The 18,913-nt window shown below is 59.1% G+C and carries 21 protein-coding genes; 19 read left to right on the forward strand and 2 right to left on the reverse strand.

The window, feature by feature from the left end:
• Window positions 1-141 precede the first annotated feature (141 nt).
• From FJ943_RS15480 to FJ943_RS15490, 3 genes are all read left to right on the forward strand, one after another.
• Entirely contained in the window at window positions 142-435 is a 294-nt protein-coding gene (locus FJ943_RS15480; protein ID WP_140722684.1) for a hypothetical protein, read from the forward strand.
• 307 nt (window positions 436-742) lie between these two features.
• The gene (locus FJ943_RS15485) at window positions 743-1,090 is read left to right on the forward strand and encodes a hypothetical protein (protein ID WP_140722687.1); all 348 of its coding nucleotides are present in this window, start codon (window positions 743-745) and stop codon (window positions 1,088-1,090) included.
• Window positions 1,091-1,197: 107 nt separating this feature from the next.
• Window positions 1,198-1,428, forward strand: a complete 231-nt coding sequence (locus tag FJ943_RS15490) for a hypothetical protein (protein ID WP_140722689.1) — start codon at window positions 1,198-1,200, stop codon at window positions 1,426-1,428.
• Window positions 1,429-1,450: 22 nt separating this feature from the next.
• Here FJ943_RS15490 and FJ943_RS15495 read toward each other — a convergent pair whose 3' ends face one another.
• Window positions 1,451-1,831: a hypothetical protein gene (locus FJ943_RS15495; protein WP_140722692.1), complete on the reverse strand. Its 381-nt coding sequence runs from the start codon at window positions 1,829-1,831 to the stop codon at window positions 1,451-1,453.
• Window positions 1,832-2,090: 259 nt separating this feature from the next.
• Between FJ943_RS15495 and FJ943_RS15500 the strand changes: the two genes are divergently transcribed.
• Window positions 2,091-2,648, forward strand: coding sequence for a recombinase family protein (locus FJ943_RS15500; protein WP_140722694.1), 558 nt, complete (start codon window positions 2,091-2,093; stop codon window positions 2,646-2,648).
• Here the strand turns inward: FJ943_RS15500 and FJ943_RS15505 are convergent.
• Window positions 2,635-2,823, reverse strand: a complete 189-nt coding sequence (locus FJ943_RS15505; RefSeq protein ID WP_140722697.1) for a hypothetical protein — start codon at window positions 2,821-2,823, stop codon at window positions 2,635-2,637. The genes FJ943_RS15500 and FJ943_RS15505 overlap by 14 nt on opposite strands.
• A gap of 314 nt (window positions 2,824-3,137) precedes the next feature.
• Here FJ943_RS15505 and FJ943_RS15515 point away from each other — a divergent pair, with 314 nt between their 5' ends.
• From FJ943_RS15515 to FJ943_RS15585, 15 genes are all read left to right on the forward strand, one after another.
• Entirely contained in the window at window positions 3,138-3,413 is a 276-nt protein-coding gene (locus FJ943_RS15515; protein ID WP_181174567.1) for a hypothetical protein, read from the forward strand.
• Window positions 3,414-3,611: 198 nt separating this feature from the next.
• Window positions 3,612-4,715, forward strand: a complete 1,104-nt coding sequence (locus FJ943_RS15520) for a hypothetical protein (protein WP_348642092.1) — start codon at window positions 3,612-3,614, stop codon at window positions 4,713-4,715.
• A gap of 57 nt (window positions 4,716-4,772) precedes the next feature.
• Window positions 4,773-5,099 (forward strand): hypothetical protein, encoded by a 327-nt coding sequence (locus FJ943_RS15525; protein WP_140722708.1) that lies wholly within the window; start codon window positions 4,773-4,775, stop codon window positions 5,097-5,099.
• 248 nt (window positions 5,100-5,347) lie between these two features.
• On the forward strand, window positions 5,348-6,988 hold the full coding sequence (locus FJ943_RS15530; protein ID WP_140722711.1) for a hypothetical protein: 1,641 nt from the start codon (window positions 5,348-5,350) through the stop codon (window positions 6,986-6,988).
• Window positions 6,989-7,002: 14 nt separating this feature from the next.
• Window positions 7,003-7,854 (forward strand): hypothetical protein, encoded by an 852-nt coding sequence (locus tag FJ943_RS15535; protein WP_140722714.1) that lies wholly within the window; start codon window positions 7,003-7,005, stop codon window positions 7,852-7,854.
• A gap of 15 nt (window positions 7,855-7,869) precedes the next feature.
• Window positions 7,870-9,000, forward strand: a complete 1,131-nt coding sequence (locus FJ943_RS15540; protein WP_140722717.1) for a DUF4043 family protein — start codon at window positions 7,870-7,872, stop codon at window positions 8,998-9,000.
• A gap of 8 nt (window positions 9,001-9,008) precedes the next feature.
• The gene (locus FJ943_RS15545; protein WP_140722720.1) at window positions 9,009-9,383 is read left to right on the forward strand and encodes a hypothetical protein; all 375 of its coding nucleotides are present in this window, start codon (window positions 9,009-9,011) and stop codon (window positions 9,381-9,383) included.
• A gap of 15 nt (window positions 9,384-9,398) precedes the next feature.
• The gene (locus tag FJ943_RS15550; RefSeq protein WP_140722723.1) at window positions 9,399-9,692 is read left to right on the forward strand and encodes a hypothetical protein; all 294 of its coding nucleotides are present in this window, start codon (window positions 9,399-9,401) and stop codon (window positions 9,690-9,692) included.
• A gap of 45 nt (window positions 9,693-9,737) precedes the next feature.
• Window positions 9,738-10,376 (forward strand): hypothetical protein, encoded by a 639-nt coding sequence (locus tag FJ943_RS15555; RefSeq protein WP_140722726.1) that lies wholly within the window; start codon window positions 9,738-9,740, stop codon window positions 10,374-10,376.
• Window positions 10,376-12,193 (forward strand): hypothetical protein, encoded by a 1,818-nt coding sequence (locus FJ943_RS15560; protein ID WP_140722729.1) that lies wholly within the window; start codon window positions 10,376-10,378, stop codon window positions 12,191-12,193. Before FJ943_RS15555 ends, FJ943_RS15560 begins: the two co-directional genes overlap by 1 nt.
• 4 nt (window positions 12,194-12,197) lie before the next feature.
• Window positions 12,198-13,091 carry a hypothetical protein gene (locus FJ943_RS15565; RefSeq protein ID WP_140722732.1) on the forward strand — a complete coding sequence of 298 codons (894 nt, stop codon included), beginning with the start codon at window positions 12,198-12,200 and terminating at the stop codon, window positions 13,089-13,091.
• On the forward strand, window positions 13,091-13,480 hold the full coding sequence (locus tag FJ943_RS15570) for a hypothetical protein (protein ID WP_140722733.1): 390 nt from the start codon (window positions 13,091-13,093) through the stop codon (window positions 13,478-13,480). Before FJ943_RS15565 ends, FJ943_RS15570 begins: the two co-directional genes overlap by 1 nt.
• Window positions 13,481-14,341 carry a hypothetical protein gene (locus FJ943_RS15575; protein WP_140722736.1) on the forward strand — a complete coding sequence of 287 codons (861 nt, stop codon included), beginning with the start codon at window positions 13,481-13,483 and terminating at the stop codon, window positions 14,339-14,341.
• A gap of 9 nt (window positions 14,342-14,350) precedes the next feature.
• Window positions 14,351-15,655, forward strand: coding sequence for a hypothetical protein (locus FJ943_RS15580; protein ID WP_140722739.1), 1,305 nt, complete (start codon window positions 14,351-14,353; stop codon window positions 15,653-15,655).
• Window positions 15,656-18,652 carry a hypothetical protein gene (locus FJ943_RS15585; protein WP_140722742.1) on the forward strand — a complete coding sequence of 999 codons (2,997 nt, stop codon included), beginning with the start codon at window positions 15,656-15,658 and terminating at the stop codon, window positions 18,650-18,652.
• Window positions 18,653-18,913 lie beyond the last annotated feature (261 nt).

Genomic DNA, 18,913 nt, shown 5'->3' on the forward strand with positions numbered 1-18,913 from the left:
GGGCACATGATCTGGGCCGAAAGGCTGTTCAACCACGACCTCAGCTGCGACGATTTCGCCGCCGAGACGTAGTATGGCTTCCTGAACACGGGCGACCAGAACACGGGCTTCTTCAACACCGTCAAGCCCGACGACATCCTGGTGTTCAATAAGCCCTGCAAGCGCTCTGTATGGGACAAGGCTGACGTGCCGTCGTTCCTGCGCTTCGCCATCACCGAGTGGGTCTATGACGACCGCATGACCGATGCCGAGAAGAAGGCAAACCCTCTCTTCTACGTCGCTGGCGGCTATCTCAAGAAAATCCCCTACCAGGAGGCTTTTCAGGAGGCATGGCGCAAGGCATCGGTATCCGACCGCAAGCGCGTGCTGGCGCTGCCGAACTTTGACGCTGCGGTGTTCAAGGACATCAGCGGCATTGATGTGGAGGCGGTGTAATGGCTCGCGTTCGTCAACCCGAAATGACCGGCTGCAAACCACTGCCGCTCAAGTACAAAGAAACTCCGGTCGTCAACGCGGCCGGAACACCCCTCGGCATGTGCGAAAAGTGCCAAGGCTCCGGTGAAATCTGCACGGCCGAGCGCAAGACATTCGACAAGCGCACCGGCGCGGCGGTGTTCGAATGCCTGCCTGAATTCCCTGGCTCCCTCCGCCGTCAACGCGAGAGGGGGGGGTATACAGTTGTTGGCACATGTTGCACCGGATGCAAAGGAGCTGGGCTCTACACGAAGGGGAGCGTTAAGTCATGAACCTTATCTCCTCCCTCAAGAGCGTCCTTGGTTTCGGCCCTGCACTGCCACGGGTGCCGACCATTAAAAAGAAATGCCGGAAAACCCGGGCTATCTGGTTGACCGTCCGGCAGGGCCACATCACCCAACGGGAAATCGCCAACATGGGCGATAACTGCCCATCTAAAACCATCCACCGCTTGCGACTGGATGGCGTGCTGTTCGCCGACCCCGACGACCCGAAGGGGTTTCGCTGGGCGAAGAGCGCCAACGGCGGCCCGGACCACAAGATCTACCTGTGGACCAACAAGCTGCCTCCCGCGCTGGAGCGCCGTAAGAAGCCTCGGCCGTCCGGCAACAGATGAGTTTGCAGCTCTTCTTGCTGGGCCTCGCCTTGTTCATGATCACCGTCATCTTCATGGCCGTCCATGTCCTGACAAGGCAACCACGTAAACTAACGAAAGACGACTAAGTGAAACTCGAAACTGTCCAATGCCTGGCAGAGGGCGAACCCCTCCGCCTGCTCCAAGCCGAAGTCGATGCCGACGACGGCAACCAGACAACTGCGGCTGCCCGGCTGGGCCTGTCACCCAGCCTGGTCAATGCCACCCTGCGCGGTGCCATCGCGGTCGGCCCGCGCGTGCTTTCAGCCCTCGGGCTGGAGGCGCGCCGGGTCATCATCGCCAAGCCCAAGGGAAAGTAAGCTGCATGTGCACCAACCTAGCTTACTGCTTGATGAGCGACACGCCCGGAGGCACATCATCCCAGCCCTGAAGGCATCTGGTGTCGTCAATCGTCAGGATTTGCTTGTCCACTGACACCTTGCATCGGCGAGAGGACCCAGCGGGGTAGGTCACCTGCAACTCGCCGCTGGTCAGGCGCATCCATTTCGCTTCGACGACCATAGCTTGCTTGTTTAGGAATGAGATGGCGCCCCCGTCCTCGACCTGCACGAAGAGTGGCTTGTGCGCCCGGCTAAATTCAGGGCTTTCCCACCGGCCCAGCAGCTCCTTCTGGGGGTCGGGTTTGACCTCTTCGGCGGGGGATTGGCTGCATGCGGTTAGAAAGCCCAAGGCAAAGAGGGCTATGCCGGCGCTACGTTTCAAGCGTCACCTATGAATGAGGGTTCGAACGTGGACGCTTATCCAAAAATCACGAGTTTTGACGGGCCACCGCCGAGGGCTCTGAATCCACCTCGACAGTCAAAATCATGGTGATTCCGGCACAGAATCGCCGGTATTAACCGACGTAAAGCCCCGTTAAAGAAGTAGTCGCCGTATTGCAAAACTCGTAACATCTGCGGGCATGGAACAAACTGCCCGCAATCCGCGTATATTCTCTTCGCCGCCGCCAAAGGGTGGGGCCATGATTTACGGATACGCGAGAGTTTCTACAGAAGGACAGGACCTGGCCGACCAGCTTGAGCGGTTGGCCAAGGCAGGATGTCAGCAGATATTTCATGAGAAGCGCAGCGGCAAGAACGCCGATCGGGCAGAGCTTCAGTCCATGCTTTTGGGTCTGCGGGCAGGCGACACGGTACTCGCCACGGTCACCGACCGCATCGCGCGCGACCCCTTGGACATGCTGACCATCCTGCGCACGGTGAAGGGAGCCGGCGCCGGCCTGCGGCTGCTCGATGAGCCATTCATCGACACCACATCGGAAATGTCAGACCTTATCCTGTATGTCGTCGGCTGGGCCGCTCAGTGGCAGCGGCGGAACATCCTGCGTAACACCGCTATCGGCCGTGAGCGGGCTATGGCTCGGGGCGTGAAGTTCGGGCGCAAACCAAAGCTGTGCGCGGACGCTCGGCGGGCGGCACTGGACCGGCTCAAGGCTGGGGAGAACCCGCGCCAGGTGGCAGCAGCATTCGGGGTGAGCGAAAGCACCATCGCGCGACTGCGAGAGGTTAAGCCAATATGATGGTTTTCAACGTGTCCCGCGCTGCATTGAGAACGAAAAACACCTCATTATACACATAGCCATAGTCTCGCGGGTGGCCTCGCTTCATGGCGATGGGTAAAGCTTTGGTAAGCTGCTGGCGGGTCCAGCCTAGGCGCTGGGCGGCACGTAGGTAGGCGTGTTCGGTGATATACATGGCATAGGGCTTCTCGTTCTATGCCTTATACCTCGGGGCATTAAGCCGTCTGGCACAATTCCTGACAAGTGAGCTTAATCCTTGCCAGCCGAATCCAGCCGCCCCTATAATCAATCATCGCAAGTACTGGACGCCCTTCTGGTTATAAGCCTGAGTTTATTGGTCAGGCCGAAGAGCTGTGCCGTATCGGCGCCATTGACCTTGACCTGGCTGAGCACTTCGGCGTTCACGTTGATACCATCTACGAGTGGAAGAAAGCGCACCCCGAGTTTTCCGAGGCCATAAAGAGGGGCAAGGCGGTTACTGACCGGCGCGTGGCTGAAAAGCTCATCGACCGGGCTATGGGCGCCCATTATTTCCAGCAAAAGGAAGTGAAGCTCAAGAGCGTCAAGTACGATCCGAAAACCTCCAAGAAGGTATCGGAAGAGGAGCGTGTCGAAGTCGTCACACTTGAAATGACCGCACCGCCTGACACACCCGCCATCATCTTCTTCCTGAAGAACCGCCGGCCAGACCTTTGGCGAGACAAGCAGGACCTCACCCTCGGCGGCGACCCCGAAAAACCACTGGTCGTTAAGTGGCAAGACTAGCCTATCGAAATCATCCTGCCCTACCGGCCTCGGGCGCAATTCAGGGCGTATCACCAGCGCACCGAGCGCAATGCCCTGCTCGTCGCACACCGGCGCTTTGGCAAGACGGTCGGCTGCATCAATGACGACATCCGCGCCTGCCTGGTCTCATCCCACTGGCAGACCGGTGAACGGCTGCCCAACTACCGCGCCGCCTATATCGCCCCGCTGCTCAAGCAGGCCAAGGCCATCGCTTGGGATTATGTCAAGCAATACACCGCTCCCATCCCCGGCATTGCCTACAACGAAACGGAACTTCGTTGTGATTTCCCCAATGGCGCCCGCTACCGGTTATTCGGCGCTGATAACCCCGACGGTATGCGCGGGCTCTATCTCGATCGCGCGACGGAAGACGAGCCGGCCGACATGCGGCACGGCTTCCATACCACCATCATCCTGCCCTCACTGGCCGACCGGCAAGGCCGCTGGACGAAGATAGGGACGCCCAAGGGCCACAACGAGTTCTACGACGACTACCAGCGGGCACTAGGCGACCCAGACACGTTTGTAGGGCTCTACAGGGCCTCAGAGACCGGCGTATTGCCCGCGGCCGAGTTGGCAATGCTCCGGGCGTCCATGAGCGCCGACCAGTATGCGCAGGAGCTGGAATGCAGCTTCGAAGCCGCCATCCAGGGCGCCTATTTCGCCCGTGAAATGCAGACGCTGGAAGAGAATGGCCAGATTACCGCCGTGCCTCACGACCCGGCCCTGCTGGTGGACGTGTGGTTCGACCTGGGCTTCAACGATGCCACCTCGATGTGGTTCATCCAGAGCGAGCGCAACGGGTTCCGGCACCGTGTCATCCGCTACTACGGGAACAGCGGCGAGAAGATGGCGCACTATGCCGGCATCCTGAACGACCTGAAGGCCAAGGGCTACAACTTCGGGCGCATCGTCATGCCGCATGACGCCAAGGCCAAAGACCTTCGCACCGGGCAATCCATCGAAGAGATTATGGCCGGTTACGGCATCAAGGTGGAGGTGTTGCCCCGGACTGACGATGTGGTGCGGGACATAGAGCTGTGCCGGACGATGCTGCTGCGGTGCTGGTTTGACCGGGAGAATACCAAGGAGGGCGTCGAGGCGCTTAAACAGTACCGGAAGCAATATGACGACAAGCGCAAGGTGTTCCAGTCACACCCCTACCACGATTGGACCTCCAACCCGGCCGACGCTTTCCGGCAGTTTGCCGTGGGTTTTCAGACCCAAACCTTTACCGCGAATTGGCGTGGCGGCAACGGCGGCAGCGCTTGGACGCGATAAAGGTATTGCGGTAAACCTTTACTTATTGTCTACTTGGGTACAACGAAAGTAATAAACATGCCCACCGCACCACGCTTTACGAATAAGAACGAAAGCCTCGGCCTTCCCGCCGACGCCACCAAGGAACAGATTGCCGCCGCCAAGGCCAAGCAGAAGCAGGAAAATGAAGCCGCAGCAGCCGCCGACGCTGAAGCGGCTCGCGTGGCGGCACAGACCGGTGAACAGCAAGCCATTGCTGCCGAAGACGAGCTGTACGCCAAGGCGCTGAACGAGCGCGCTGACCTGACCCTCGTCCCGCTCTCCAAGATTGAGGGCAACCACACCGTCAAGCGCGTGGGTGACAAGGTCTACCCCGGCAACATGGTCATTGCTGAACGTCTGTAACGCACATCGACTGGCGAGATACCCGCAACGAGGCTGACCGGCACCAATATGCCCGCGACCTTTTCGAGAGCTTCATAGGCTCTCCGCTGTATTGCGCCTTTTTCGATGGGGCAGCCGAGGCCTTTGATTTTGACGAAGGTAAGCAGTGGACGGAGGAAGAGGAGGACGAATTAGCTAGGAACGGCCTCGTCCCCTACGTCTCCAACCAACTCGCCTTCCGCATCGACAACGTAAGCGGCACTGAGGTGATGACGCGCACGCGCTCGCGGTTCGACGCCAAGTCGGCCGACGAAAAGGCCCAGGAATCGGCCACCGCCATCACTGACCTCATCCTGTTCCTCCAGGACGCCAACAACAGCAGCTCCAAATGGTCACAGGCGATGCGCAAGGGGCGCGTGTGCGGACTCGCATGGCACCACATCATCCCGGTCAACGATACCATTGAGGAGGAAATCCCCAGCTCGCTTGATGTGGTTTACGACCCGCTGGACATGTCCATGGATTTCTCGAAGAGCCGTGGGCGCGGCCTGGTTGGCTGGCATACCCGTGATGAGCTGTTCATGAAGTACCCCAATAAGGGTGCCGAGATCGACGCAGCCACCGGCACATGGAACTCCGCGAACATGATGTGCCCCAGGGGGATGGTCAGCAGCCGCATGACCTTTGCTAACTGTGGTTATTTCGACAAGGCATCCAAAAAAGTGATGCTGGTGCGGTTTTATTACCGGGTGCCGAAGAAGTTTTATACCTACCTCTCCAAGGACAACCTCATCGTCAACACCTTCTATAAGGCTGAGGCCGAGAAGGAATCCAAGGACAAGAACGGCGGCTATTCCACGAATGACGGGTATCAGCTGCGCTGCTGCGTGTTCGCAGGCGGTGTCCTGTTTGACGAGTTCGAATATCCCTACCAGCTCGACTATTACCGGGGTGCCTTCCCCCTCACGCCGATCTGCCTGAAACGGGAGGAGAATACCGGCATCCCGTTCGGCATGGTCCGGGCCTCCAAGGACGACCAGAAGCTCTACAACAAGAAAATGAGCAAGCTGAACTGGTATCTGTCCGCCCGGCAGGTGGTGGCGGATTCTGATGCCGTTGATGACCCCAATCAGCTTGTTAGCGAAGTCGCGCGGCCGGACGGCATCATCTTCAAGCGGAAGGGCTCCAGCCTCGAAATCCAGAAGAACCTGGACGAAGTGGCGGCGCACCAAAGCTCCCTGCAAATCCACGTCCAGAACATCGAGCGCAACATGGGCGTGTTTGATGAATCGGCTGGCGCCGAGACCAACGCGTCCAGCGGCAAGGCTATCCAGCTCCGCAAGGCCGGCACACAGACCACCCAGGCGCTGCCGATCGACCTGCTGCGGCTGGCTAAGCGTGATGCAAGCCGCAAGATGGCGACGATGGCGCAGATGAAGTTCGATGACCGCATGGTTTTCACCATTCGCGGTTCGGATGGTCAGCCCCAGCAGCGGGTCATCAACGCGCCGGTGCTGGGCGCCGATGGCAAGCCGGAGAAGGACCCGGATGGCAATGTTGTCCGTCAGGCCGACATTCGCGGGCTCAACTTCGACGTGACACTGGAAGAAATGCCCGACGTTGCCACGGTGGACGAGGATGCCAAGCAGCGCTTGGGCGACATGATCGCCAACGGCGCCAACGTGCAGGCTCTCACGCCCGGAATGCTGAAGACCATCGGCATCCCCGAGACGAACGCGCTCTACCAGGAAGTCGCTCAGGGCTTCCAACAGAAGATCCAACAGGCCGAAGCGACCGCGAAGGAAAACGAGCAGCTCAAGGCTCTCGTTGCCAAGCTTCAGGGCCAACCTATTCAGGGCGCCAAACCGCCCTCAATGCCTGCCGGCGGCGTGCCCGGTAATGCCCAATGAAGGGGATTTGAGTGATGACGACACCTAGCGATGACCAACAACCTTTAGAGCAACCGGGCGAGACGGATGGTGCTGGCGAAGCCGAAGATGGCTGGACCAAGCCCGAGACCGACCCCGCTCTGGTAGAAGAAGCCCCCAAGGCAGAAGCTGAGCCCGAAGAGGAAGGCGAGACAGCCAAGGAAGAGGAAGAGCCCACGGAGGCGGTGACGGACAAGATTCCGGATACCGAATTCCTGAAGCAGCAGACGAAGGACCTTCGCGATAAGTACTCCGCGACGAAAGGCGAAGCGGAAACGCTTCGCAAGGCAATCCGGAAGCTCGAAGCGGACGGCCTGCTCGACCGGGATGAGATTGCAACCGCTGTAGGCGTTGAACGCGGCTACATCGACGCAGTTATTGACCGGAAAGAGCTGCCCGAACCAGGCGAAGACGGCCATATCCAGCAACTGCAAGCCCGGTTTGCGGAGGATTACCATAATCCCACCGTCCAGCGCGGCTTGACGAAGGTATATGGCGACAAGACTGCGCAGGGCGAAATCCTACAGGCTTTTGACTTCGCTGTGGCCAATGACCCGGAACTCCGGGCGAAATACGAGCAAACGTCGCCTGACGACGTGCTTTACTTCGCCATGGATGAAGGTAAGGCCGCGCTCGAAGATTTCCGGGAGGTACAGACGAATGGTGGTGGCGCTCGCGCGCTTGCCGCCAAGCTCCGTGCCGCCAACGCCGAAATCGCTGCGCTGAAGGCAAACCCGAAACCTGTCACCACTCAGGCAGAAACTGAAAACACACCCGCTGCGGAACAAGAGGAGCTTCCGGCGCCTAAGAGCGCCCGTGAGGCTCGTGTTCGAGCGTTTATAAACTAAAAAAAGGGTAAAGTCGTGTCTACAGCGACTATTGCAACTAACGGTACTCTCGCCCGCAAACAGTGGGCGGATACCGCACTTACGCAGCACTTCAACAAGTTCCCGCTGCTCAACATCATGGCCGACGGTAACGGCGGCATGACCCTCAAAGGCGCCATCATCAAGGAAACCCTTGAATCCGGCGAAGGTGACACGAAGGATTACGCTTTCCGCGCTCCGACCAGCACCTCGACGGTGAAGACGGGCGACCAGCGCCTGGAAGGCACCGGCAGCTCCATCACCTACGGTAAGGACAGCATCACGCTGAACGAGTACGGCGATGAGCTTCAGGTGAAAAACCGCACCATGAACAAGACCCGGACCAAGATCGATGTCGATAAGGACACCAGTGAAGCTCTGGGTGAGCAATCTGGCCGCTTTGCCATGGTGAAGGTGCTCCAGGCCCTGACCGACGTGACTGCCGGCCGGACGCAGAAGCGTTACCTCTACGGTTCCGCCGAAGCCAACTACAACGCGACCCACGCGACCGCGCTGGCCAACGTGGATGCGACCGACGACAAGCTGTCGCTGGACCTCCTCGGCGACGCCATCACGAAGTTCCGCACGCAGTCCACCGGCATCGGCTTCATGCAGCCCGCGGAAGTCATCCTCAAGGACGACTCCGTGGTCGAGAAGTTCATCGGTCTCTTCCACCCGGCCGCCATCCGCGACCTGAAGAAGGACACGAACTTCAAGACCGCCGTCCTCCAGAAGGACAACGCGCTGTTCGACGTCATCTCCGGCTCGAACTTCGTCGGCGAGTACGAAGGCTGCCTCATTTACGGTCTCGACCCCGTCGATACCGAGAATGATGTGCTCCTTCTCTCCGGTGTTGGTGCAGCTGGCATCAACGTGGCGCACAACCTCATCCTGGGTAAGGGTGCCATGGTGGTCGCCTACGGCAAGGAGGCCGAACCGGACACGTCCATCAAGTACAGCATGAGCAACAACGGCAACATGATCGTCACCAAGGTAGGTGATGACCATGGCCGCGACACTCTGTGGGCCTGGCGGAACGTGATGGGCTTCAAGAAGCTCGTTGATGGCAACACCAACGAAGACTATGCGGCTGCTCACCTGTTCACGAGCGCCAAGGGCGGTCTGTAGGTGACATCATGAACAAGAACCTCTCTCTGTTCATGGGTCTGGCGATGTTGGGCGCAGCTTTCTGCGCCCACGCCGCCGATACCAGCAGCACCATCACCTCGCGCAAGGCGCCCGATCTGGGCGGAATGGCCCCTATCGTGGGGTACGTCGAAGCGGTCTCCCTGGTTTCCGGGAGCCAGAGCTTCACGTTCGACATTCCCGCCCCGCGTGGCTCCTCCAATATCCTGGGCGTCAACTTCACGACCACGGATGTGAGCGGCACAGCTAAGCCGCTGACGGTTAGCCGCAGTGGCGCGACTGTCACCGTGACCGGCAGCAACGCGACATCCGGTACGCTGGCGGTGGGTGACACCGTCCGTGCCGTGGTGGTCTATCAACGATAACGAAAGTCTCAGAAAATGAGTCAACTCAACCTTCAACTGGCTGACGGCACCGTCCGGCCCTGCGCGGCCGACGTGGCCGTGGTCGCCGTGACCGCTGGCGGCGGAACGAAGACGGTGACGTTCAACAACGTGAAGAAAATTCAGGTTGTGAAAAGCGTCTCCATCACCAGCTCCGCCAACGTCCGTCGTGGCGCTTCCGGTGCGGTGACGATCGGCACCGGTACGAGCGCCAACGTGCTGACGATTGCTGATGGCAGCTATGCCAACGGCGATACCATCATCGCGGAAGTGATCGGCTACAACGGCTAATCCCTTGGGGGCGGGAAAATGCCCCTAGTAAATTTATGAAAGCACGTGGACGTGAATGCTGCTGAGATTATCGCCAACATCAAAAGCCAGGCGCTGGTAGGCAATACCGGTGCCGTTGACGACCTCGACCGCATCCTCCGCTACTTGAACAAGGGCTACAGCCTGGTCTACGCCCGCTGCGCCAAGGCCTGCCCGTCGCTTTACCGCAAGACGCAGGAAGTGACGGTGACGGACGGCGCCGGGGATTTCGCTGAACCCGTTCACGAAGTCCTTGCCGTCTTCGACAAAAACAACGGCTACCGCAGGCTCGATCGACGCTCTACCGCTGATGTCGAGCTTGAAGATGCCGGCCTGTCCGCCACGGGCACGCCGTGCAGTTACGATGTGCGGTTCGGTGGCCTGGAGACTTATCCTCTCAACAGCACCGTCCTCAAAGTGCCTTACATCCCGCCTCCGGCCGCGCTGACGGCGGACACCCTGGAGGCTGACATTCTCATCCCCGTGGTGCATCACGAAGTTCTCGAATGGGCGGCGCTGTATACGCTCGCCTATGATGAACGGGACAAGCTTGTCGGTTCCGAGCTGCAATTCACCAAGGGCACGTTTGACGGCCTGATGGACAGTCTCATCCTGTTCCTGCTCGGCCAGCGCCCGGCTGCTGAAACCCGGGTGAAGGGCCACTAATGGTCGCCACCCGCCCCGGTATCTTTGAGGGAGGGCTGCTGACTCTGTTTCCGCGCCAGCTAGCCAATTCGTCGCTGAGCCCCACGCTGCTCAATTCATCCCAGAACGCCCGCCAGCTCCTCAACATCCTTCCGAACAAGAAGAAGGCGGGTTCCGGGTCGCTGCGCTTCGGCATGGGCAAGAAAGGTCCGGCGGCGCCTGCTGATACGCTGGACGGCTGGCAGTTCCGCCGTGCCGACGGGACGATCGAGACGCTGCATCTAGGGGACGACTTCACCTTGCGTCGCTTTGACGAGAGCCTGAACACCTATGCGACGGTCAAGTCCGGTCTCTCATCGTCTGGCCTTCTCGGCGCCACACAGTTCAACGGAAAGCTGATTTTCTACAACGGCGTCGACCCGAACTTCGCCTATGACGGCACCACAGTGACGGACCTTGGCGAGTATGTGCAAGACCTCCAGGCCTCGACCTATACGTGGGTGGCCAACAACAGCATTTCCCTGGTGCCGGCGCCCGGTCGCACCGATTATCCGGTCGGCAGGAAGGTTCGCGTCACCTTCGCGGTCGCTGGCGTAGTCGTGGGCACGATAACGTCCTCAACGCTCGTCGGAACCGTTCGCACCCTGGTGGTGAGCGGCACACCTTTTCCGGGCTCATCCCAAGCCATCTCGTCAGTGGAATACTTCAACACTCCGCCACCGTTCTCCTTCATGTGGACGGCCAACGACATCCTGTGGGCACTGAGTGGCGGCGTTTCGAAGCCTCGGGTGTACCGCGGGTCTGAGGGCATGAAGGTGTTCTACACCTCCGCCGCCAACAACGAGAATGCCTGGTTCGACCAAGGCACCGTCGATAGCACACAGGAGGTCGCCTTCCTGAACATCCAGAACAAGGCCGGCGTGTTTGACGAGCTTCTGGCTATCTCGGATTTCAACGGCGCGATGGTCTTCCATGGGCGACTGAAAACGTACCTCTACCAGGGTTATGACCCCAGCCAGATCGGCGGCTTCATCCCCCTTAAAACGTTGGAAATCGGCCTCGTCCACCAAAAACTGGTACAGAAAATGCCGAACGATGTGGCGTTCGTCTCGCCCTACGGGTTGCGGACGCTTTCGGTGCAGGTGCAGACGGACGGCGTCGAGGTCACAGCCGACATCGGCAGCAACCAGGATTCCGAATTCGGCCGAAAGATTGCCGCGCTGATGGTCGACGATACCTCTTACCGCCTCGCCCGGAGCTTCAATTATCCGCGGGACGGGCTGTTTGGCTACAAGCTCGATGACGACAACCTGATGGTGTACGTCCTCAACGATAAGGCGAAGGGCTGGACGCAATTCGCCGGCTATTTCGCCGATGCCAATGCATTTATCCCACTCGGCGACGGTCGTCTGATGATTATGTGCGCCGACCAGGCCTATTGCTACGCCAACGGCACCGACCCGCTGGTTGGCGAGGACTATTCGGACGACGGGAACGCCATCAACGCGCTCTGGTGGGTGCCATGGCAGTCGCGCGGTGGGCGGTGGGGTAACAGGGCTTGGGAAATCCTGCTGGAGGATACCGCCAACATCACCTTCAATCTCGATCGCATGGTCGATTTCAACGAGCAGAACGTCGTGACGACTCAGGTTGTTGCTGCCGGGGGCGGGTCGCAATGGGACGAAGCTCAATGGGACGAAGACGGATGGGGCGCCGGTACGATGAACCCCGTCGTCTCCGACAAGTTTCTCGCCGACAAGGCCTTTAGTGTGAGAATATCGTTTTCAGCTACGAGCGGTCCAATAAACCTGCTCGGATTTAGACCAATCGGAAGATAAGTATGTGCGCAGTAAACTCATTCTCTTAGCTAGTGCGGCAGCACTTATAGCTGCTTCTGTCCATGCGGCCAATTGGGAGCGCCCCTCTGGCGGTTATACTCCCACAAACCACTCCGTCAACACGACCAAGTATCAGACAGACCGTGCTAATGGCGTCGCCATTTCCTCGGTCAAGGTGGATGGCGACCTGAACAAGGCCTTTCAGGGCTTAAACGACATCGATGCGCGGACAGCGCCCAGCGTTGTTGGCCAATCGGGCAAGTTTCTCACGAATAACGGAGCGAACTCTGTGTGGGGCTTGGTCTCCACCTCGGCGATCGACAGTGGCCCGGCACCCGCGGGTTACGTTCTTGTCGCTGACGGCGTCAGCGGCACCTCGTTCGGGCTGCTGGACGCCTCCAGCTTCCCCGTCAACGTCACCTCCGGCACCTACGTCCTGCCGACGCTGACGTTGAATAGCGCTGGCATAGTGACCGCGGTCACGCGCACCGACACGGTTTCCGTGACGAACGTTGGCATTTCCAACTCGCTGTTCGTAAGCGGCACCGCCACGGTAAGCGGGTCCGTAACCGTGAATGGCGCGCTGTCGGTTAACGGGAAGGCCACGAACCGCGCTTTTGCCAAAGCGTGGGTTTCTTTCAACGGCGTGGGAGGCGCGACTATCCTCTCCTCTCACAACATCGGATCGGTCGTGAAAAACTCGACCGGCCAGTACACCGTGACGCTCTCGCCAACGATGGCGGACATCAATTATGCGGTGATCATCACCTCTGAGAATGCCTCCGGTGCGTGGTCGGGGCTGGGCAGCCGGTCGTCGTCCGCCTTTGACGTGAAGGTACAGGGAACGGGCGGGTTCGCGGACTCTGGTTACGTCTCGGCGGTCGTCTACGCATATTAATGAACCTCATCCCCGCCACCTTGGGCATGCTGGACTACACGGGCATGTTGGAGCATCCGGAGGCGCGCGAGTTCATGAGCCTTTGGGGTGGCGGAGAATATGCGGTTCTTGATGACGGGGAGCCTTACGGTCTCGTCGCCATCAAGGAACATCCCGAGAGTCCGACCTGGGGCTGGGGTAACGCATGGGTTATTCCTGCCCGCCGTGGTCATTGGCTCACCGACGAAGTGCGCGAGAAGCTTAAAGCCTTTCTATTGGCGCACTACGACTTATTCCTCGCCGCAACCGATAACCCCGTGTGCGGTCGCTTCCTGCGGCGGAATGGCTTTAATATATATTGCCAGAAGGACAGCGTAAGCTATTATTCACTTGCAAGAGAAGTTCAGTAGTTGGGATTAAGCTCACCTAAGACGCCGATAACGCCTATTCCCGCACAGGCTGATTTTGAGACGCAGATTGACAACGTCGCTGGTACCAAGGTTGAGCGCGTAAAACAACCGGACGGCACCTACGCTACGGTGCGCAGTGCGCTCCCCCTCTCGGCCGAAGACCAAGCCCTCCAGGACACCTACAAGGGCATCGCGCAAAGCTCGCTCGACTGGATGACGAAGCTGTCGACCGACTACAACCCCGACGACATCCCGTGGCTCAAGGATTATTTGGCCGACTATAAGGCCACCAACCTCAAGGCCATCAACGACAATGCCGCATCCACGGCCACGTCCGACGAGAAGGCGCTGGCGCGATTCGGGCAGGCGGACAGTACCGCTGCGGCACAGGCGCGGTCAGCGCGGTTCGGCGTTGTTTCCGGTCAGAAAGACCAACTCTCCCGCGACATGAGCGGCATCGCGCAGACCGCCCGCGATTCCGAGCTATCCAAGCAAGGCAGCCTCTACAGCCTCGCGACGGGTGCTCTGAATCAGCAATCCGCGACCCAGATTGGGTCTCTCGCCAATCTGGTCAGCTCCGGACTTACCCAGCAGGGCAATACCCAGAACTTCAACAACAGCGTCGCGGCGACGATTGGCTCCAACAACGCCGCCAAGGCTGCATCGCAACAGGCGGGCTTCAACAATCTGGTCGGCCTCGCATCCCTCGCTGCGGCTCCATTCACAGGTGGCGCCAGTCTCGCGGTGCCCGGACTGTTTGGGGCTGCCGGTGGCGGCGCCTCCGCTGGCGCCAGCACGGGCCTCAGCAGCTTTGGTGGATGGAACACCTACGGCGACGGCACAAGAATCAAATGGAGTTAGGGTCAGACAATGCCACTCGCATCACCGGAACTCGCTAGCCTGACATCGCTCGCAAAGCTTGTCGGCGGCGACAATCTGCCCACTGGGGCACTGCAAACGGCAGCGGAGGCGCCGAACCTCCTGGACGCGCAAGCCAAGCGCTATCAAGGGATTTCCGACCAGTTCAAGGAAGGCCAGCTCACGCCCCTCACGGCCATTATCAAGGGTGTGACCGGTCAAGTGGCGGCGTCCAAGTCCGAAAAAGCCCAGGCTCAACGGGACGCCAAGCAAGCCAAGCTCGATGAACTACTCCAGTGGAAGGCGAATAACGAAAAGCACCAGGCCGAAGTCCAGCAAATGTTGGCGGCGCACCAAGAGGCGTCCCTCACTGGCAACCAGCTCGCTCAATCCATCGACCAGCTCGCCACCGGTGACGAATCCGGAGTGCGCAACTGGCTGGCATCGAACCCAGAGACAGCCAAGATGATGAGCCAGCGCCTCGGTGCGCCGGTGGAGAGCGCGACCTTTACCAAGCTCAACGGCGTCGACACGCTTATTCCCTACGGCCGCGATGCGCAGGGCAACACCGTGACCGGCGAGGCCATCCCGGTCGACACGCTGTTAAAGGGATACGCGCCAGAGGCTTATCAGGCCCGCTACGCCACCCGGCAGGAGCAGGCGCTGAACGACGCCAAGATCAAGACAGAGACGGCCCAGGGGAATTATTATGATGCGCAGGCTGGCGCCAAGACCAATCCACCTGCCAAACCCATCCCGCCAACAGCTGCAAAAATGCAAGGGGAAACGCTACAAATCATCGGCTCTCTCGGACAAACCAACGACAACATCGACAAGATCCTCGCCGACATCAATTCCGGCCAGCTCAAGACCGACCTCGTCAACCGTACGGTTTCAGGCGCAGCCAACTTCACTGGCAACAGCACCCCGCAAAGTCGGGCATTGGCGACCTACCAATCCAACGTCAAAAAAATGGTCAATGATAGCCTGCTGCTGGCGAAAGGTGTGCAGACGGAGGGTGATGCCCAACGCGCCGCCGCCGCCATCATGGCTGCTCCCTTCGACACCGCTGCGGTAGCGGAACGCCTGGCTGAACTACGCCAAATCAATTCTCGTTCGGCCGACCTCCATAAGGCGGCCAACGACCAGATGCGCTCGGAATATGGTCATGACCCTATGGATTACAGCGCCTATGAGCCCCGGACGAAGGCGCCAGCGGCGGCGGCACCGGCAGAGGCAGCGCCCACCTACGCACGGAACCTGAAAACGGGCGAACGCCTGATGTTGCAAGGCGGGCAATGGGTACCGGCAAAATAAATGGCAATTCCACCACTCCCGGCCGGTTTTGAGGTTGAAAACCAGGCTGCTCCGCCGTTGCCGGCTGGTTTCGAGCTGGAGGGAAGCGAAAATGCCGCTCCTCATAGCCGTAAAACGCTTCTCGGGACGGTATCGGCAGGTATTAAAGCCGCTGGCGCCGGTGCCATCGGCACCATGGCGAATGTCATCGACCCCACGCCCATGTTCGGCATGGAAAAGGTCGCCAATCCCATTCGGCCCGACCTCGAAAAGACCAAAACGGCCGCCGCACAGGTTGTCGACCAGCAGCGGGCGCAATATGCGCCGGGCTTTGTCGGCCAAGCCACCGGCTCGCTGGCCGAAGTCGCCGCAAACCCGCTGAACTATGTTGGCGGTGAGGCCAAGGCGTTGGCATCCGGCGCCGAAAGGGCTGCGGTGGGAGTTGGCAAGCGCCTTATCGGCAGTGCCGCTACAGGAGCTGCCAGCGGCTATATTCAGGGCGTCGGCAGTGAGGACAGCCGGAACACCAATGCCGCCGTGGGTGGTGTGCTCAATACAGGTGTAGCAGCCGCAAGTGGGATTGCAAGAGCGGCTAAAAATGGGATTTCCGGATTATTAAACGTCGACGGCTCTGCTGCAACGGAACTCGCCAAGCAGGGCATCGAGGTTAGCCCGGCCACGGCTGGGAGCACGCCCGCCAAAAGCTACGTACGGACGTATCTTGCTAATAGCTGGTTCGGAGGCGGCAAAGTCGCGCAAGCCGCTGGAAGGGTTAGGGGGCAGACGGACGCTGCGCTAGAAAATATCATAAAGCAGGCTGGCAATCCGGATGATTTCTTTACGTCCGGGGCAAAGGTGCGCTCGAGCATCGATGAAAGCCGAAATGCATTCAAAGAGGAAGCTGGGAAACTAGCCGATCAGTGGGAGTCACTCACCGACAAGAGCCAATTGGCCTCTGCACCAAATGTCCTGGGCTTGGGCGCGAAAATAGATAGCTCGGTCGAGGGACTAGCCTCGGTTCAGGCGGTCCGGGGAGCGAACTCAGAGGCGCAAGGTGTCATCAAAAGCGTCACCGATGCCGTGGATGCAGACAGCCGCCGAGGTAAGCTTACGCTCGGAGCCTTATTGCAGATGCGCAGGGACGTTGGTGCCCAGTTGAGCGATCTGCCATTTACGGATGTGCGTCAGGGTGCATTAAAGAAGCTCTATGGAGCGTTATCCGCGGATGTCGAGGGTGCTTTGGCACAACAAGGCACCAAGACGAAAAACGCCGGTTACATCGTCCAATCCAAGGATGGTTATTTCATGCGTCAAGGCTCTTTCGCAGATGGGGGAGCGCAGGGAGACTTTGTTAAGAACCCTGGTGCCGCGACGTTGCTCTCCAAGTCTGATGCTGCGAAGATCGTCGCATATAATCCGGACAAATATGAATTGTCTCCTGCGACGAGCGGAAGCTTCAAGCAAAATGACGCCCTCGCTGGATTCAAACAATTCAACGCGTTCTACAAGCGCGGGATCGGCGATCTTGAACAGCTCGATGCGAAGTTTGGCAATGGCCGGTCAGCGGAGGAGACCTTTAACGCTATCGTAAAAGGGACCAAACAGGACGTCGCGACCACTGGGAGGCTCTTAGAACGTATGTCCCCCGTAGGACGTCAGAACTTGCAAGCATCAGTCCTGCAGCGGCTAGGAGTAAAGCAGGGCGACGCTGCAATCGACAACGTATCGACCGAGACCTTCGTGAACAATTACGCCAAGTTGTCATCTCAGGCAAAGGCGCTTTTAGTACCTGACACGGGACAGCGTGAGCAATTCGATCTCCTAACCCGAAACTGGCAGCGCATCGCCCCTCTGGTGAAGGCGATACCCGAGAACGGTTTCAAGGGAGCTGCAATTGCAATTGATGGAGGCACACTTAGCACCGCCGCCATAGGTGCATTCATAAACCCTGCTACCTTGCTAGCCGCAGCGGCCAAATTTGGCGGCGACAGACTGCTAAGCACAATGCTTACGAAACCGCAGGCAGTGGCAAAAATCAATGCCACCCTCAAGGCCAATTCGGCGCCGGCTGCGAAAACGCTGCTCAAGCTCTTTGCCGACTACGGTATCAAAATGAGTACGGTGGCTATTGGGCGGTCGCTGGCTCCAGACCAGACTACCGAACCCACTGCCCCAGCTACCCCGGCCGCCGCCTCTGCGCTTGTGCCGAGAGGAGACCTCGCGACAACTCCCCCAACCGAACCCCCAAACTTCGGTGTAGGAAATATTGACCTCAACCGGAGACCGGTCGTCAAGAATGCTGACGGCAGCGTCAGCACGGTACGGTCGATCTCGTTCCGTGAGGATGGGCGGGAAATCCTAATACCGACGGTCTCAGACGACGGCCATATAATGTCGGAAGCTGAGGCGATTGACGCCTACCACAAGACAGGAAAATTCCTCGGAAAGTTCAATTCGGTCAGCGAAGCCAACGCGTATGCTGAAAAACTTCATGTGGACCAAGCCAAACTGTATGTCCCAGACCACGTAGTCGACAGGATTATCGGAATTGAGAGCGGCGGGCGCGCCAATGCTCAAAATCCAAATAGCAGCGCGCGTGGCGCCGGGCAGTTCATCAAAAGCACATGGCTGAGCCTGATGAAGGGTGAACCGGAAGCTGACGGCAAATCCCCGCGCGAGATCCTTTCCTTGCGGGATGACCCGGCTATCAGCCGGCGCATGGTCGGGAAGTACGCAAACCAGAATAGCGAGGTTCTGGCCAAGCGCGGTGTGGAAGCCAGCCCGGCCACCATTTACCTGTCGCACTTTCTCGACGGCCCCGTTGCCGCCAAACTGGCTAAGGCGAACCCGGACACTCCGGTCCTGAAGATTGTCGGGATGAGCGCTGTGAAGGCCAACCCGACCATTCTGAAGGGTCGAACGGCCGGAGAAGTGTTAGCGTGGGCAGACCGTAAAACCCGGGCTAAACCAGTTCAAAGCTCCCAAAGTGTTTTACAGGCTCGGTCCCTAATGGTTTAATCAGCCATAATGAAAGTTTTATTTAATGGCTGCTTTGAACGATAGCGTAATGCAATCTTCCTCTACTTCCCCACAAACAGTTCCTTATACCGGCACTGCCGGCTCTTCCACCCCGGTCGCGTCGAACATAGTCCGCTTGGTTTCAAGCTCGGATTGCTATTGGAAAGCCTCAGCTGCTGGCACAGCGGCCACCAGCAGTAACGGTGAATTCTTACCGGCAGGGGTTGTCGAATATAAAAAGGTCAACCTCGGCGACATCAT

The sequence above is a fragment of the Mesorhizobium sp. B2-3-10 genome, assembly GCF_006442275.1.
GTDB classification, from domain to species: Bacteria; Pseudomonadota; Alphaproteobacteria; order Rhizobiales; family Rhizobiaceae; genus Mesorhizobium; species Mesorhizobium australicum.